The organism is Microbispora rosea (assembly GCF_900156315.1).
In the GTDB taxonomy this organism is placed as follows: domain Bacteria; phylum Actinomycetota; class Actinomycetes; order Streptosporangiales; family Streptosporangiaceae; genus Microbispora; species Microbispora rosea.
This window is the reverse complement of sequence record NZ_FTNI01000021.1, coordinates 61,479-76,750: the sequence shown is the minus strand read 5'-3', so window position 1 is coordinate 76,750 and position 15,272 is coordinate 61,479. Positions and strand designations below refer to the sequence as shown.

Annotated in this window: 15 protein-coding genes; 7 read left to right on the top strand and 8 right to left on the bottom strand. The window is 72.0% G+C overall.

Translation table 11 applies throughout. The annotated features are described in order from the left end of the window. The first annotated feature begins 29 nt into the window (after window positions 1-29). From BXA11_RS26725 to BXA11_RS42425, 3 genes are all read left to right on the top strand, one after another. Window positions 30-629, top strand: a complete 600-nt coding sequence (locus tag BXA11_RS26725) for a PadR family transcriptional regulator (protein ID WP_076438920.1) — start codon at window positions 30-32, stop codon at window positions 627-629. A gap of 122 nt (window positions 630-751) precedes the next feature. Further along, complete coding sequence (locus BXA11_RS26720) at window positions 752-1,150, top strand: SgcJ/EcaC family oxidoreductase (protein ID WP_076438918.1); 399 nt, start codon at window positions 752-754, stop codon at window positions 1,148-1,150. Then, window positions 1,147-1,602, top strand: coding sequence for a hypothetical protein (locus BXA11_RS42425; protein WP_143734536.1), 456 nt, complete (start codon window positions 1,147-1,149; stop codon window positions 1,600-1,602). The genes BXA11_RS26720 and BXA11_RS42425 overlap by 4 nt, the downstream gene beginning before the upstream one ends. A gap of 38 nt (window positions 1,603-1,640) precedes the next feature. Here BXA11_RS42425 and BXA11_RS26710 read toward each other — a convergent pair whose 3' ends face one another. The 4 genes from BXA11_RS26710 to BXA11_RS26695 all read right to left on the bottom strand — a co-directional run bounded on the left by BXA11_RS26710 (window position 1,641) and on the right by BXA11_RS26695 (window position 5,998). Beyond that, window positions 1,641-2,492 carry a carbohydrate ABC transporter permease gene (locus BXA11_RS26710; protein WP_239105104.1) on the bottom strand — a complete coding sequence of 284 codons (852 nt, stop codon included), beginning with the start codon at window positions 2,490-2,492 and terminating at the stop codon, window positions 1,641-1,643. Continuing rightward, the gene (locus BXA11_RS26705) at window positions 2,489-3,592 is read right to left on the bottom strand and encodes a carbohydrate ABC transporter permease (RefSeq protein ID WP_208865580.1); all 1,104 of its coding nucleotides are present in this window, start codon (window positions 3,590-3,592) and stop codon (window positions 2,489-2,491) included. Before BXA11_RS26705 ends, BXA11_RS26710 begins: the two co-directional genes overlap by 4 nt. A 62-nt stretch (window positions 3,593-3,654) precedes the next feature. Then, window positions 3,655-4,902 (bottom strand): extracellular solute-binding protein, encoded by a 1,248-nt coding sequence (locus tag BXA11_RS26700; RefSeq protein WP_076439072.1) that lies wholly within the window; start codon window positions 4,900-4,902, stop codon window positions 3,655-3,657. 40 nt (window positions 4,903-4,942) lie between these two features. After that, complete coding sequence (locus tag BXA11_RS26695; protein ID WP_076438914.1) at window positions 4,943-5,998, bottom strand: LacI family DNA-binding transcriptional regulator; 1,056 nt, start codon at window positions 5,996-5,998, stop codon at window positions 4,943-4,945. A 148-nt stretch (window positions 5,999-6,146) separates the two neighbouring features. Here BXA11_RS26695 and BXA11_RS26690 point away from each other — a divergent pair, with 148 nt between their 5' ends. From BXA11_RS26690 to mgrA, 3 genes are all read left to right on the top strand, one after another. After that, the gene (locus tag BXA11_RS26690) at window positions 6,147-8,264 is read left to right on the top strand and encodes an amylo-alpha-1,6-glucosidase (protein ID WP_076438911.1); all 2,118 of its coding nucleotides are present in this window, start codon (window positions 6,147-6,149) and stop codon (window positions 8,262-8,264) included. 73 nt (window positions 8,265-8,337) lie between these two features. Further along, a complete protein-coding gene (locus tag BXA11_RS26685) occupies window positions 8,338-8,967 on the top strand; it encodes an alpha-ketoglutarate-dependent dioxygenase AlkB (RefSeq protein WP_076438910.1) in 630 nt (209 codons plus the stop codon). Between the two features lie 120 nt (window positions 8,968-9,087). Next, window positions 9,088-10,086 carry an L-glyceraldehyde 3-phosphate reductase gene (mgrA, locus tag BXA11_RS26680; protein WP_076438908.1) on the top strand — a complete coding sequence of 333 codons (999 nt, stop codon included), beginning with the start codon at window positions 9,088-9,090 and terminating at the stop codon, window positions 10,084-10,086. Window positions 10,087-10,159: 73 nt separating this feature from the next. On the opposite strand, the gene BXA11_RS26675 is transcribed toward mgrA, so the two are convergent. Genes BXA11_RS26675 through BXA11_RS26665 form a run of 3 tightly spaced genes read right to left on the bottom strand, consistent with a single transcriptional unit; the run spans window position 10,160 to window position 14,161 of the window. After that, window positions 10,160-11,023: an NAD(+)/NADH kinase gene (locus BXA11_RS26675; protein WP_030505927.1), complete on the bottom strand. Its 864-nt coding sequence runs from the start codon at window positions 11,021-11,023 to the stop codon at window positions 10,160-10,162. A 34-nt stretch (window positions 11,024-11,057) separates the two neighbouring features. Continuing rightward, a complete protein-coding gene (locus BXA11_RS26670; protein ID WP_076438906.1) occupies window positions 11,058-12,506 on the bottom strand; it encodes an ATP-binding protein in 1,449 nt (482 codons plus the stop codon). Continuing rightward, entirely contained in the window at window positions 12,503-14,161 is a 1,659-nt protein-coding gene (locus BXA11_RS26665; protein WP_076438904.1) for an NAD(P)/FAD-dependent oxidoreductase, read from the bottom strand. Before BXA11_RS26665 ends, BXA11_RS26670 begins: the two co-directional genes overlap by 4 nt. Before the next feature lie 189 nt (window positions 14,162-14,350). Between BXA11_RS26665 and BXA11_RS26660 the strand changes: the two genes are divergently transcribed. Beyond that, entirely contained in the window at window positions 14,351-14,911 is a 561-nt protein-coding gene (locus tag BXA11_RS26660) for a DUF4192 family protein (RefSeq protein ID WP_076438903.1), read from the top strand. Window positions 14,912-14,999: 88 nt separating this feature from the next. Here BXA11_RS26660 and BXA11_RS42420 read toward each other — a convergent pair whose 3' ends face one another. Beyond that, complete coding sequence (locus tag BXA11_RS42420; protein WP_143734535.1) at window positions 15,000-15,251, bottom strand: hypothetical protein; 252 nt, start codon at window positions 15,249-15,251, stop codon at window positions 15,000-15,002. Window positions 15,252-15,272 lie beyond the last annotated feature (21 nt).

Sequence of the window (15,272 nt, the reverse complement as noted above, 5' to 3'; positions counted from 1 at the left end):
GCAAAGTGCAATAAAGCGATGGGGGAGCGATGGCGCGGGGACGAGCGGACAGGGATCTGGTCGGGCTGACGGTGCTCGCCCTGCTGTCCGTACGGCCCGCCCACCCCTATGAGCTGCACCGGTTCGTCATCGACACACACAAGGACTACATCGGCGGCCTGCCGCGCAGCCTCTACCACGCGGTCGACCGGCTGGCCCGCGAGGAGCTCATCGTCCCCGCGGAGACCAGCAGGGAGGGCCGGCGGCCGGAGCGCACGGTCTACCGCGTGACCGAGGAGGGACGGGCCGAGCTGAGCAGCCGGCTCCGCCGCCTCCTGGAGCAGCCGGACGGCGACACCAAGGTCTTCCTGGCCGCGGTGTCGCTGATGGGATGCCTTCCGGTCCCCGAGGCGGAGCGGGCGCTGAGCACCCGCGTCGCCACGCTGGAGGGCGCCATCGTCTCCGCCGACGCGCACATCGCGGCGCTGGCCGGCTCCGGCCTGCCGCGCGTGCTGGTCCTCGAAGTGGAGTACGACCGGGCGATGAAGGCGGCCGAACTGGAGTGGGTCCGCGCGACTCTCGCCGAGATCCGGTCCGGCCAGGTCTCCTGGAACGTCGATTCGAACGCCGGGCAGCTCGACCGACAGTGACGCGCCGGCCGGATGCGCCAACATCCGGCCGGCGCCGGACCCGACCACCGCGAAGCGGCCGATCAGGACTCGCACCCCAGAGGATAGGCGGCTTCGCGGTCATCCGAGAGGAGCCGCACGACATGTCCGACGACATCCACCGCCTGCTCGACGCGCTGACCGCTGCCTGGAACGACGGAGACGCCGCCGCCTTCGCCAACCTGTTCACGGAGGACGCCGACTACGTGACGTACTTCGGGGCCCGCATGGAGGGCCGGCAGGCCATCGAGGACAGCCACCGGGCGCTGTTCGAGGGACCGCTGAAGGGATCCCGGCTGGGCGCACCGGCCGCCGCGCCGCCGCTGCGGAAGATCCGCTCGCTGAGCCCGGACGTGGCACTGGTCGTGACCACCGGGGGCTCGGGCCTGCCGGACGGCACGGCCGACCCCGGCCGCGACTCGATCATGACCTTCACCGCGGTCAGGGAGGGCGACGGCTGGCGCTTCGCGTCGTTCCACAACACGCGGATCGGCACGCCGTGACGTCCGCGGGAACCCTCCTGTGCGAGGTACGCGGCGTCGTCGAGGCTCCGGTCGAGCGGGTGGCCGGCCTGCTCCTGCGCGTACGGCCGGGGCCGGTGGGGCGGGACAACTGCTTCCCGTTCGCCGACCACGGCGGGACGCTCACGGGCGGGCCGGACCGCTTCGTCCTGGCCGCGCCCGGCCACGCGATGACGGTGGAGGTGGGCCGGGACCTGCTGGCCGCGCAGGGCGGCTGGTGGTACCGCGGCGAGTACCGCCTCGCGCCCGATCCGGCCGGCACGCTGCTGGTCCACCAGGTCCGCAACGTGGCCGAGAGCCTGCGCTGGGGAGTGCCCCTCGTCAACGGGTTCTTCCGGGGGCTCGGGCCGCGGACGCGCGACGGCTTCGCCGTGCTGCTCGACCGGGTGGGCGCCGAGCTGGGCTGCCGGGTGAGCCTGCTGGACGGACGCTGAAGGAGGACACCGGACCGGCCCGTGAAGGGCCGGTCCGGTCAGCCCTTCTCCGCGCCCTCGTTGGCGCCGCGTACGAAGTAGCGCTGGAACACCACGAAGATGACCGCCACCGGGATCGTGGCGAGCACGGCGGCGCCGAGCTTGAGCGGATACTGCGTGCCCTTGCCGAGCGAGCCGCTGACCAGGTCGGCGATTCCTCGCGGCAGCGTGAACAGCTCCGGGCTCTGCACCGCCACGAGTGTGTGCGCGAACTCGTTCCAGCTGCCCTGGAAGGAGATGATCGTCAGGGTGATCAGGGCCGGTCGCGCCATCGGCAGCACCACCGACCAGAACGTCCGCCACACCCCCGCGCCGTCGATGCGCGCGGCCTCCTCCACGCTCACCGGGACCGACTCGAAGAACTGCTTCATCATGAAGACGCCCGCGGCGTCCACGATCAGGGGCAGGACCAGCGCCGTGTAGCTGTCGTATATGCCGAACTGGTTGAGCACCAGGAACTTCGGCACGAACAGCACCACGGGCGGCACGGCCATGACCCCGATGACGGCGGAGAACAGCGCCTTGCGGCCGCGGAAGCGGACGCGCGCCAGCGCGTACCCGGCCATCGAGCACAGCAGCACCCGCCCGGCGGTGACCAGGATCGTCACCAGCATCGAGTTGCCCAGCCAGAGCGGCAGGTCGGTGTTGAGGAAGACCTTCTCGTAGCCGCCGGTCGTGAAGGGATGAGGGAGGGGCGACAGCGCGTTCGCGGCGGCGTCCGGCTCGGTCTTCAACGAGTTCGCGACCTGGATCACGAACGGATAGAGGAAGACCAGCGCGAAGAAGACCAGCACGAAGTAGCCCGCGAAGGTGGAGGCGAGCGAGCGGGAGTCCCGGCGTTTCACGGTCACGACCTCCTCGTACGGCGGGCGGGGTCGCGGTCGCGCATGATCCACCGCTGGAGCAGCGCGAGCACGACGATGATGGCGAACAGCACGAACGAGATGGCCGTCCCCGAGCCGTACTCGAAGCTCCGGAAGGCCGTCTGGTACGACAGGAAGGCCGGGGTGAGGGTGGTCTTGGCGGGGTTGCCCTGGCTCATCACGTAGACCTGGTCGAAGACCTGCCAGGTCGCGATGAGGCCGAGCGTCAGCACCAGGAACAGCGTGGGCTTCAGCAGCGGGAGCGTGATGTGCCGGAACTGCTGCCAGCGCCCGGCGCCGTCGAGCATGCCGGCCTCCTCCAGCGTCACCGGGATGTCCTGGAGCGCGGCCAGGAACATCAACATGAACGTTCCCGACGTCGTCCAGACGACCAGCATGATGATCGTGCACATCGCCACGCTGGGCCCGGACAGCCACTCCCACCACGAGAGCCCGAACGGCCCGCCGCTTGTCAGCGCCGCCGGCGGATCGGCGGGATCGACCAGGCCGAGCCCTCCGAGCAGCAGGTGGAGCACGCCCCGCGAGTCGGAGAACCACTGCGGGCCGTCGATCCCGAACAGCTTCAGCAGGCTGGTCACCGCGCCCGAGTTGGCGAAGATGAACAGGAACACCACGCTGATCGCGACCGAGCTGGTGACCGAGGGGAAGAAGAACGCGGCGCGGAAGAACGTCTTCCCCTTCAGCATCCTGTTGTTCACGATCACGGCGAGGCCCAGCGCCAGCACCGTCTGGGCGGGCACGACGATCGCGACGTAGTAGAAGTTGTTCCGCACGCTGGTCATGAAGTCCTGGCGGGCCAGGCCGTCCTCGGTGAACAGCCGGGTGTAGTTGTCCAGCCCCACGAACGGCACGCCCGAGCGGAACGGGCTGCCCTGGCCGTTCCAGTCGGTGAGGCTGACCCACATCGCCATCAGGATCGGCAGCAGCAGGAACAGGCCCAGGATCACCACCACCGGTGCCACGAACAGCCAGCCCGCGATGTTCTCCCGTACGGCCGCGCTCAGCCGGGGCCCCGGCCGCGCGGCCCGTGGGGAGACGGGCGCGGGGGCGGGTGCGGTGTCGGCCACGGTCACTCCTTCCGGTCGGCGGGGTCCCGGCCGTGACCGGCCGGGACCCGCACCGTCTCGCGTCAGCCGAGGGCGGCCTGGGTGTTCTTCTGCACGCGCTCCAGCAGCGCCTTCGGGTCGCTGGAGGCGAGCTTCTGGATACCGGTGTCGAAGTCGGCCAGGACGCTGTCCATCTTCGGCGCGTTGACCGGGCCCTGGGCGTAGTCGGCGCCGTTCACGAACGGGCCGTCGGCGGGGAACTCCTTGGTGTAGACGTCCTTCGCCGACTGCCGCGAGGGCATGACCCCGAAGGCCCGGGCGAAGGTCATCTGCTGGTCGACGGTGGTCATCGCCTCGACGAAGTCGATCGCCTGCTGCTTGTACTTGCTCTTCGCCGAGATGCCCCAGCAGTTGGTGAACGACAGGGTGCCCTTGCCCTTGGGGCCGGCCGGAAGCTCGTGCACGCTGTACTTCACGTCGGGGAAGTCGGCCTTCAGCGCGCCCTTGATCCAGTTGCCCTCGACGGTCATCGCGGCCTTGCCCTTGCCGAAGGCCTCACCGCCCCAGCCCGCGTCGAGCTGGCTCGGGAACTGGGCGAGCTTGTCCTTGAGCAGCGACTGGACGTACTGCAGGGCCTTGAGGTTCTCCGGGCTGTCCGCCGTCGCCTGCTTGCCGTCGGGGCTGGTGATCCAGCCGCCCGCCTGCACCAGGAACGCGCCGACCCGGTCGCGGGTGTCGGCGATCGCGAGCGGCGTGACGCCCTCGGCCTTGAGCTTCTCGCTCACCGCGGTGAGCTGGTCCCAGGTCGTCGGCACGTCGCCCTCGCCCAGCCCGGCCTTGGCCCACAGGTCGTCGTTGATCACCAGGGCGAGGGTGGAGAAGTCCTTCGGCGCGCAGTAGAACGTGCCGTCGTAGGTGAACGTGGTGCGCAGGCTCGGGTAGAAGTCCGACGCCCCGGACAGCTTGTCGGCGTACGGCTCCAGGGCGCCCACGCTCGCGTAGTCGGCGAACCGGGAGGCGTCCACGTAGAACACGTCGGGCGGGTTGTCGCCCGCGAACGCCTGGCCGAGCTGCTGGGCGAGGTCCTGCGCCGGGGTCACGGTCGCCGTCGAGCCGGACTTCTTCGCCCAGGCCGCGGCGGCGTCCTTCACCGCGGTGGTCTCCGCGTCGCCCGAGGAGCCGATGAGGATCTGCAGGTGGGCCGGGCCGCCGCTCTGCTGGGCGGGAGCGGCCGCCTTGTCGTCGTCGAAACCGCTGCCGCAGGCGGCCGAGGAAAGGAGCGCGGCGCAGGCGGCGCCGAGCACCGCCGTCCGCACGGTTCTGTTCTTCATGAGCATTCCCGATCTTCGTTGAGGGGAAGGACGCGCCGGTTCACGCCGACTGGCGGACGACCAGCGAGGGTTCGAGCAGCACGTTCGCCGGCGGTTCGCCGGGGTCCGCCTGGCCGTCGAGGAGTGTGGTGAGGAGCGCCACGCAGTGCGCGGCGGCCTGCGCCAGCGGCTGGCTCAGGCTGGTCAGGCCGACGGCCTTGGCCACCGGCGTGTCGTCGAAGCCGATCACCGCGACCGGCCGTTCCGCCGCGCCGCCCCCGGGCCCCCTGCCGGGCTGCCAGGCGAGGCCGGGGGAGCGGGCGGCGTGCAGCGCGCCGAGCGCGAGCGAGTCGCTGACGCAGACGAGCGCGGTCACCCCGAGGTCCGACCGCAGCAGGTCGTGGGCGGCCTTCTCGCCGTCGGCCACCCCGTCGCTGGTGGCCCGGCTCAGGCCGGCGGGGTCGACGCCCGCCGCGGCGAGCGTGCGCGCCCAGCCCTCGCGGCGGTCGTCGCCGACCCCGGAGCCGGACGGCCAGCCGAGGAAGCCGATCACGCGATGGCCCGCGTCGAGCAGGTGACGGGTGGCCGCGGCCGTGCCGGCCGCTCCGTCCACGTCCACCCACGCATGCGAAGCACTCGCGGAGTCCGCGCTCCAGGGGCGTCCGAAGGTGACGAACGGCACCTTGTGGTCCAGCAGCCAGGCGGTGCGCAGGTCGCCGTGGTGGGTGCTGGTCAGCACGAACGCGTCCGGCTCGTACGCGCCGAGCAGGTCCTCGAACGTGTCGACCTCGGCCTGGTCGTCGTCCGCCGTGTAGAGCAGCACCCGGTAGCCGGACCGCGCGGCCGACTCGGTCAGGCCGTGCAGGAAGCGGTCGAGCACCGAGCCGTTGATGCCGTCGCGGTCGGGCTCGATCCGGATGGCGATCAGCCGGGACCGGCCCGTACGCATCTGGCGGGCGGCCTGGTTGACCCGGTAGCCGAGTTCCTCGACCGCCCGCAGCACCCGCTGCCTGGTCTCCTCGCGGACGACGTCCGGGCTGTTCAGGGCGTTCGAGACCGTCTGGCGTGATACGCCGGCGAGCCGGGCCACGTCGGCGATTGTCACCTTTTCGGTCATGATCCGCCCTTCTGGGGGTTTGAACGTTCAAGGAGGAGTAAGGCATGATTAGATCGATCAAAATAAACTGAATGTTTCGCAATGTGCACCCCCGGCGACCACATGTCAAGGTCAAGGCCGGGACGATTCGATCCAGGAGGGCCCATCGGTGCTCGTCGGAGCCACGCCCGGTCCGGGCGGCGAGTTCGCCGCCGGCGCGGCGTACCGCCTGCAACCGCCACTGCACGAGCTGGTCAGCACCGTCATGGCGCCGACCGGAGCGCTGAGCGGCGCTGACGGCCAGATCCGCCCCTTCGGCGTCCAGGGGCTCTTCCACGCCGACCATCGGGCGCTGTCGCAGGCGACGCTGCTCGTGAACGGCCGCGAGCCCGAGGCCATCGGCCACGTCCACGAGGAGGCCGGGCGCACCCGGTTCGTCTCGCTCGCCCGCTGGCTCGGCGACCCGCACCCCGACCCCACCGTGCGGCTCGAACGCGTCCGCGTGGTCGGCGCGCGCGGCATGAGCGAGCACGTGGAGATCATCTCAACCGCCTCTGTGGCCGTGACCGCATCGGTCACCGTCGAGCTGAGCTGCGACTTCGCACCGATCGAGGTGGTCAAGTCGGGCGGCGACACCGTCCCGGCCGAGCCCGGCGGTCCCGATCCGGGTTCCGGCGGCCTGTCGTGGCGGAGCGGCGGCATCCGGGTCACGGCCGTGGGCGAGGACGCCCGCGCGGAGACCGGCGGCGGCGCCCGGTTGCGCTGGGACCTGTTCCTGCCCCCGGGCGGGACCGCGACGCTGCGCTGGGAGGTCGTCGTGGACGACCCCGCCGCCGTCGTCGTCGCGCCGGCCAGGACGCTGGAGTGGAGCAAGCCCGAGGTCACCGCCGCCGACCGGCGGCTGACCCGGCTGCTGCACCAGTCGCTGGAGGACCTGCGGTCACTGCGGCTCGCGGAGACCGGCGCTCCCGAGGACACCTTCCTCGGCGCGGGGGTGCCGTGGTTCCTCACGCTCTTCGGGCGCGACAGCCTGTGGGCCGCCCGGATGCTGCTGCCGCTCGGCACCGACCTCGCCGCGGGGACGCTGCGGGTGCTCGCCCGGCGGCAGGGCAGGCGGTTGGACCCGGCCTCGGGCGAGGCGCCTGGGAAGATCATGCACGAGTTGCGGCGGCGCGAGTTCACCGTCGAGGGCAACGGCCTGCGGCTGCCCGCGGCCTACTACGGCACGATCGACGCCACCCCCCTGTGGATCAGCCTCCTGCACGACGCCTGGCGGTGGGGGATGCCCGAGCGCGAGGTGGCGGCGCTGCTGCCGCACATGGAGGCCGCGCTCGGCTGGCTCGCGGACTACGCCGACCCCGACGGCGACGGGTTCGTGGAGTACATCGACACCTCCGACCGCGGCCTGGCCAACCAGGGCTGGAAGGACTCCGGCGACTCCATCCGGTTCCACGACGGGAGCCAGGCCAAGCCGCCGATCGCGCTCGTCGAGGTGCAGGGCTACGCGTACGAGGCGGCCAGGAACGCGGCGGCGCTGCTCGACGCGTTCGGCCGCCCCGGCGCCGAGCGATGGAACGCGCACGCCGACGCGCTGGCCGAGCGGTTCCGCGCCCGGTTCTGGGTGGACGGCCCGCACGGACGCTTCCCCGCGCTCGCGCTCGACACCGACAAGCGGCCGGTGGACGCGCTGACCAGCAACATCGGCCACCTGCTCGGCACCGGCCTGCTGTCGGAGGCGGAGTCGGCCCAGGTCGCGAGGCTGCTGGCCGCTCCGATGATGAGCGGCGGCTACGGGCTGCGCACGATGTCGTCCGGCGACGCCGGCTTCAGCCCGCTGTCCTACCACTGCGGCTCGATCTGGGCGCACGACACCGCGATCGTGCTCGGCGGACTGGCCAGGGCCGGGTTCGCCGGGCAGGCGGCCGGGCTCGCCGAAGGGCTGCTCGCCGCCGGGGAGGCGTTCGGCTACCGGTTGCCCGAGCTGTACGCCGGGGACGGCGCCGGCCCGCACCCGGGCGTCGGCAGGCCCATGCCCTACCCGGCGGCCTGCCGTCCCCAGGCGTGGTCGGCCGCCGCGGCGGTGGCGATCGCGCACGCGGCGCTGGGCCTGTATCCCGACGTTCCGGCGGGGCGGGTGCTGCTGCGGCCCATGGCCGGGGCGCCCCTCGGCGCACTGTCGGCCCGTGGGCTGCGGGTGGCGGGCGCGGAGGTGAGCGTCGCCGTGGACGCGGCGGGCCACGCCACCGTCACAGGGCTGCCGCCGGGCCTCACCCTCGACGTGCGGTGACGAGCTCGGCCGGCCATCCGGACAGACGGCGGAGTAGAACATGATCGAATAGATGTTCTAATATGATGGCCGCATGACGGCTTTTCAGGCTTCGCTACTGGACTGGGCTGAGGATGTCCGCGTCGGCCCGCTCGGTTCGTCGGTGCGGCGCACATCCCTGGAGCGCGGCGCCTGGATCGACGTGCGGCCGCACTGGATCGAGGGGGCCGACGCGCTCTTCGACCGCCTGCTTGGGACGGTGCCCTGGCACGCCGAGCGCAGGCACATGTACGACCGGGTCGTGGACGTGCCGCGCCTGCTGAAGTTCTACGACGAGGACGAGGAGCTTCCCGACCCCGTGCTGGCCCGGGCGAAGGACGCGCTCAACGCCCACTACGAGGAGGAGCTCGGCGAGCCGTTCCGCACGGCCGGGATGTGCCTCTACCGCGACGGCAGGGACAGCGTCGCCTGGCACGGCGACACCATCGGGCGGGGGAGCACGCACGACACGATGGTCGCGATCGTGTCGGTCGGCACCCCGCGCCCGCTGCTGCTGCGCCCCCGCGGCGGGGGAGGCCCGGCGCTGCGGCATGAGCTGGGCCACGGCGACCTCATCGTCATGGGCGGGAGCTGCCAGCGCACCTGGGAGCACGCGATCCCCAAGTCGGCCAAGGTGACCGGCGCCCGCATCAGCGTCCAGTTCCGTCCGCGAGGCGTGCGCTGAGCGCCCGAGCGCGCACCGGGCGGAGGCGGGTGGGCGGACCGTAGGCATGTGCGGTTTGCTGGTAGTCCTTGAGTAAGGCCGCGGCAAAGGACCGGCCCAGTCGCGCAAGAAAGGCCACGGATGATCCCGCACCCCTACGTCCCCGCCCCCGCTCGATACGACGACATGCGGTATCGGCGCAGCGGAAGGAGTGGCGTGCTGCTCCCCGAGATCTCCCTCGGGCTGTGGCACAACTTCGGCGACGGCCACCCGCTCGACGTGCAGCGCGCCGTCCTGCGCCGGGCCTTCGACCTCGGCATCACCCACTTCGACCTGGCCAACAACTACGGCCCGCCGTACGGCTCGGCGGAGGAGAACTTCGGCCACCACCTGCGCGCGGACTTCCGGCCCTACCGCGACGAGTTGTTCATCTCGACGAAGGCGGGTTACGACATGTGGCCCGGGCCGTACGGCGAGTGGGGGTCGCGCAAGTATCTGCTGGCGAGCCTCGACCGGTCGCTGAGCCGGATGGGCCTCGACTACGTCGACGTCTTCTACTCCCACCGGCCCGACCCGGACACTCCGATCGAGGAGACGATGGGCGCCCTCGACACGGCGGTGCGCTCCGGTAAGGCGCTCTACGTGGGCATCTCGAACTATTCGGCCGAGCAGACCGAGCGGGCCGCCGCCGTGCTGCGCGAGCTGGGCACGCCGCTCCTGATCCACCAGCCGCGTTACTCCATGCTGGACCGCTGGGTGGAGGAGGACGGCCTGCTGAACGTGCTGGAGCGGGCCGGGGCGGGGTGCATCGCCTACTCGCCGCTCGCGCAGGGCCTGCTCACCGGTCGCTACCTCGGCGGCGAGGTGCCGGCCGACTCCCGGATGGCGATCGGCCACTTCCTGAAGCGCGACCGGCTCACCCCCGATCTGCTGGAGACCCTGCGCGGCCTCGACAAGATCGCCCAGGAGCGCGGCCAGTCACTCGCGCAGCTCGCGCTGGCGTGGATCCTGCGCGACCGGAGGGTCACGTCCGTGCTGATCGGGGCGAGCTCGGTCGGGCAGCTCGAGCAGAACGTGGCGGCCCTGGACGCACCGGCGCTCACCGCCGAGGAGACGGCCGAGATCGAGAACCTGCTGTAGCCCTCTCGCCGGCCCTCTCTTCGGCGCGGTGCCCGCCTGACCCGAGGGCGGGTTCAGGCGGCGCCGGAACTCCTCAGTCGACCTCGGCGCTGCCGTTCACGCGGAGCTTGCGGCGGGCCCGCTCGTAGAAGGTCGTCGTGCCGAGCCGCACCACGCGGGCGGCGGCGCGCAGCGCGGTGATCGTGAGCCGGTCGCCGGGACACAGGTGACCGCCGATGGTGCCGTCGACCTCCAGCGCGAGCTGGCCGCTGGTCGGGAGCACGTCGAGCGTCACCTCCTCGTCGGCCGACAGGACCAGCGCCCGGTTGAACGCCGAGTGGGCGGCGGCCGGGACGACGAGGAAGCCCTCGACCGTGGGGGAGACGATCGGGCCGCCCGCCGAGAAGTTGTACGCCGTGGACCCCGTGGCCGTGGAGACGATCACGGCGTCGGCGGCGAAGCGGACGAACGGCTCGCCGTAGACCGAGACGGACACGGCGGCGAGCCCGTCGCCGGGGATGCGGACGAGGGCGATGTCGTTGAACGCGGTCACCATCCGGCCGTCGTGGCTGGTCGCCCGGACCGCCATGCGCGGCTCGACCGTGTATCTGTGCTCGTCGATCGCGGACAGCGCGGGCGCCAGCTCGTCCACGTCGATCTCCGCGAGGAAGCCGAGCCGTCCGAGGTTGACCCCGAGGACGGGGGTCGGCCGCCCGGCGATCAGGCGCATCGTGCGCAGCATCGTGCCGTCGCCGCCGAGGCTGACGAGGAGGTCGGCCCGCCTCACCAGGGTCTGGGCGTCCACCGCGATGGCACTGCAGTCGATGCGCCCGACCTCGTCGGGCAGTCCCAGCACCGTGCAGTCTCGCTTGCGCGCCCACTCGACGATCGTGTCGATCGCCTCTTTGGAGTCGCGTTGCGGGTGCAGGACGAGACCCACGGTGCTGACCATGCCCATGTCCACACTGTACGGCCAGGCCGTACAGGCGGCTTTATCGAACGGCCTCCGGGGCCGCCTGGTCCACGGGAAGGTAGACCCGGAACCGGGTGTCGCCGGGACGTGAATCCACCCGGATGTCCCCGTGGTGCTTGTTGACCACTATCCGATAGGAGATGTCCAGGCCCAGGCCGGTGCCCTCGCCGACGGGCTTGGTGGTAAAGAACGGCTCGAAGATGCGGGGACGGACCTCGGGCGGGATGCCGGTGCCGGTGTCGCCGACCTCGACGATCACGTGGCCGTCCTTTCGCCGGGTGCGGAGGGTCAGCGTGCCCGTGCCGTCCATCGCGCCGAGCGCGTTGTCGATGAGGTTGGTCCACACCTGGTTCAGCTCGGCCGCGTACGCGGGGATGGGTGGCAGCGACCGGTCGTACTCCTTGACCGTGCGGACGCCCGCGGGCATCTTGCCCTGCATCATCGTCAGCGTGGCGTCGAGCAGGTCGTGCACGTCGACCGTCTGGTGGGGGGCGCGGTCGAGCTGGGAGTACTGCTTGGCGGCGGCGACCAGGCCGGAGATCCGGTTGACCGCGTCGTCGATCTCGCACATCAGCAGCTCGGTGTCCACCGTGTAGGTGAGCCATCGGACCGCGGACTCCAGGTTCTCCTCGCCCACCGCCCCGGCGATCTGGTCGAGCCAGCACGCGTCGAGGCCGCCGGCCACCAGCGTCGCCGCGAGTTCCCAGCCGCCGACGATGTCGTGGTCGTCCAGCCAGTCGGCGACCGCGTCCTCGGCGTCGGAGCGCGCCAGCGGCGTCAGGTCGGGGGCGGAGGCCGACCGCTTGACCGCGTCCTCCTGGAGCTCCACGAGGTCGTGCAGCTGGCTGCCGTCCAGCCGCCCGTCGGCGATCATCGCGAGCTTGTGCCGCATGCCCGCCACCCGCTCGCGCAGCGCCGACGTCGCCCGTACGGCGGCGGCCGCCGGGTTGTTCAGCTCGTGCGTCAGGCCGGCCGACAGCGAGCCGAGCGCGAGCAGCCGCTCCCGTTCGCCGACGATCGTCTGGGTGGCGCGCATGCCGAGGAACAACCCCTCCAGCAGGTGCATCGCCATCGGGAACCACTCGCGCACGCACGTGGCGATCACCTCGGCCGGCACCACGAAGAACTCGGCCTCGGTGACCGCGGTCAGCGTGTTCATGTAGAGCTGGGAGAACTCGCCGGTGATGTACGCCTGCGTGGCGCCGCCGTACACGCCGCGCTGGCCGGTGCGGCTCACCTCGACGTCGTCGCCCTGCACCCGCCTGCTCATCGCGACCGTGCCGCTCAGCAGCACGAAGAAACAGGTGGCGGGGTCGCCCTCCTCGTAGACGCGGGTTCCGGCGAGCCGTCGCTCCACCCGGCCCGCCTCCGACAGCCGGGCGAGCTGCGCGTCGTTCAGCGACTCGAACAGGAACAGCGTGCGCAGCTCGTCGGGGGGCAGCGTCGGCTCATGGGGATGGTCGGTCATGGAGCCTCCAGATAACGGTGGACGAGCGAGACCGCCATGGCGCCCTCGCCCACGGCTGAGGCGACGCGCTTGACCGACCCGGCCCGCACGTCGCCCGCCGCGAAGACGCCGGGCATGCTCGACTCCAGGTGATAGGGGTCCCTGGACAGTGCCCACCCGGCCGGGCGGCGGCCGTCGGCGAGCAGGTCGGAGCCGGTCAGCACGTAGCCGCCTCCGTCGCGGGCGACCACGTCGCCGAGCCAGTCGGTGCGCGGCTCCGCCCCGATGAAGACGAACAGCCACGACGCCGGCACGGCGGTCGTCCGGCCGGTCCTTCCGTCGCACAGGACCAGGCGCTCCAGGTGGTCGCGGCCCTCGCCGCCGACCACCTGCGTACGCGGATGGACCTCGATCGAGGGAATGGCCTCGATCTGATCGATCAAATACCGCGACATCGACCGGGTGAGGTCCTCTCCCCGGATGAGGACGTGCACCTTGCTGGCATAGCGGGAGAAGTACACCGCCGCCTGCCCGGCCGAGTTCGCCCCGCCGACGATGTAGACCTCTTCTCCGGCGCAGCTCGGGGCCTCGGTGGCGGCCGCGCCGTAGAAGACGCCCCGGCCGGTCAGGTCGGCCAGGCCGGGCGCGTCCAGGAGCCGGTAGGACACGCCGGTCGCCAGCACGACCGTGTGCGCCGTCACGGCGGTGCCGTCGCCGAAGTGCAGCAGGGTGGCCGAGCCGCTCCGTTCGAGGCCGACGACCTCCCGGGTGGTGAGCAGTTCGGTGTTGAACTTCAGCGCCTGTCTGCGGGCGCGGTCGGTGAGCTGGGCGCCGGAGACCCCGTCGGGGAAGCCCAGGTAGTTTTCGATCCGGCTGCTCTGGCCGGCCTGGCCGCCGGTGGCCCGCTGCTCCACGAGCAGGGTGCGCAGCCCCTCGGACGCGCCGTACACGGCGGCGCCGAGGCCGGCGGGTCCCGCGCCGATCACGGCGAGGTCGTAGACATCCGAGGCGGGGGTGGTGGCCATGCCGACGTGCGCGGCGAGGTCGGCCTCCGTGGGCCGTGCCAGGGCCTTGCCGTCCGTGGTGATCACCACCGGCACGTCCGCCTCGCTCATGCCGGCGGCGGTCAGCAGGCGCACGCCCTCGGACTCGTCGGCCCGCAGCCAGCGGTACGGCACGAGGTTGCGGGCGAGGAAGTCGCGCACCGTGAACGAGTGCGCCGACCAGCGATGACCCACGACCTTGGTCTCCGGCATCGTCACCGCGGGGGTGGCGAGCCACGCCTCCAGCAGCGCGTCCAGCACCGGGTAGAGCTTCTCCTCCGGCGGGTTCCACGGCTTGAGCAGGTAGTGGTCGAGATCGACGATGTTGATCGCGCTGATGGCCGCGTCGGTGTCGGCGTACGCGGTGAGCAGCACTCTGCGCGCCAGCGGGAAGACGTCCATGGCCGCTTCGAGAAACTCGATGCCGTTCATCTGCGGCATCCGGTAATCGGCCAGGAGGACGGCGACCTGCTCGCCGCGCAGCTTGATCTCGCGCAGCGCGTCGAGCGCGCTGGGGCCGGACTCGGCTCGGATCACCCGGTAGCGGTCGCCGTATCGGCGGCGGATGTCACGAGCCACGGCCCGGGAGACGGAAGGGTCGTCGTCGACGGTGAGGATCGCGGCATTCTGCACAACTCACACCGTACTGGCGGGTCTTCGCTGATCGGCACCCCCGCGTGCTGGTGCGCTGGCCCGGCGCCGACGGCGGCACCGACGCCTACCACCCCGACCGGCTGGTGCGGGTCGAGCGGGACGCCGACGGCATCCCCCGCCCCGCCGCCTGACCACCCGACCGCCTGACCGCCGAGAACGGAGCTTGTGATGTTGAAGAGGATCGACGCCGACACGCTGCGCGCCCACTGCGCGGACGTGGCGGCCCGCACCGCCGACCCGGCCGCCCTGGCCGGACAGCTGACCGCCGACGGCACCGCCCTGGCCGACCGCCTGCACCGCGGCGACGACCTGGACGACGCCGACGCCGCCCGCCTGGCCGTGGCCCTGCACATCATCCGGGTCCGCGACGTGGCCACCGCCCGCATCACCCGCCTGAACGCCGCCCGCCTGGCGGTGCAGTGGTCCCGGTTCGGGGTGCGGGTGCCGCCGGTGTTCGTCGCCCCCGCCGCGTTCCTCGCCGCGCACGCCTGCCAGCTGTACGGCAACCTGCCCGGCACGTACGCGGCGCTGCGCGTCGCCCTCGACGCCCAGCCCGGCTACCGGCTCGCCGCCATGCTCCACGCGGGCCTGTTCTTCCAGGAAGACGGCGGGTTCGACGTGTCCGACGTGGCCCTGCCCCCGGCCGAGCCGGCCGCCGAATGGCTGGACCCGCTGCGGGAGCGCCTGGACCTGTTCGACCTGTTCAACCGCGCCGGTGCGGTCGGCTGACACCCGAAGGAGGGCAGCACCGTGGACCTGTTCGACCTGGGCGAGGAAGTCGAAGCGATCACCGCGTGGCGGGACGCCGGCGCCAAGCTCAGCCCAGCGGGAAGACGCCGGGGAACGCGTCCGCACCGCCGAGTGGGACGACAGCGACGCCAAAGGCCTGGACCTCCCGCAGGCGGGGCCGGGCTTGCCGTGCGCGTGCAAGCGGGGCCGCCGCCTGGCCGAGCTGCACCAGGCGGCCCGCAGCTGCTAGGTCGACCACCACGACGACGAGCCGCTGCCGCCGTACGGCGGGGCGGTGGCGTCCCGGTTCAACCCGCTGCAGCTCGGCACGCTGGCCCACGCCGCCGCGGACGTCACCACC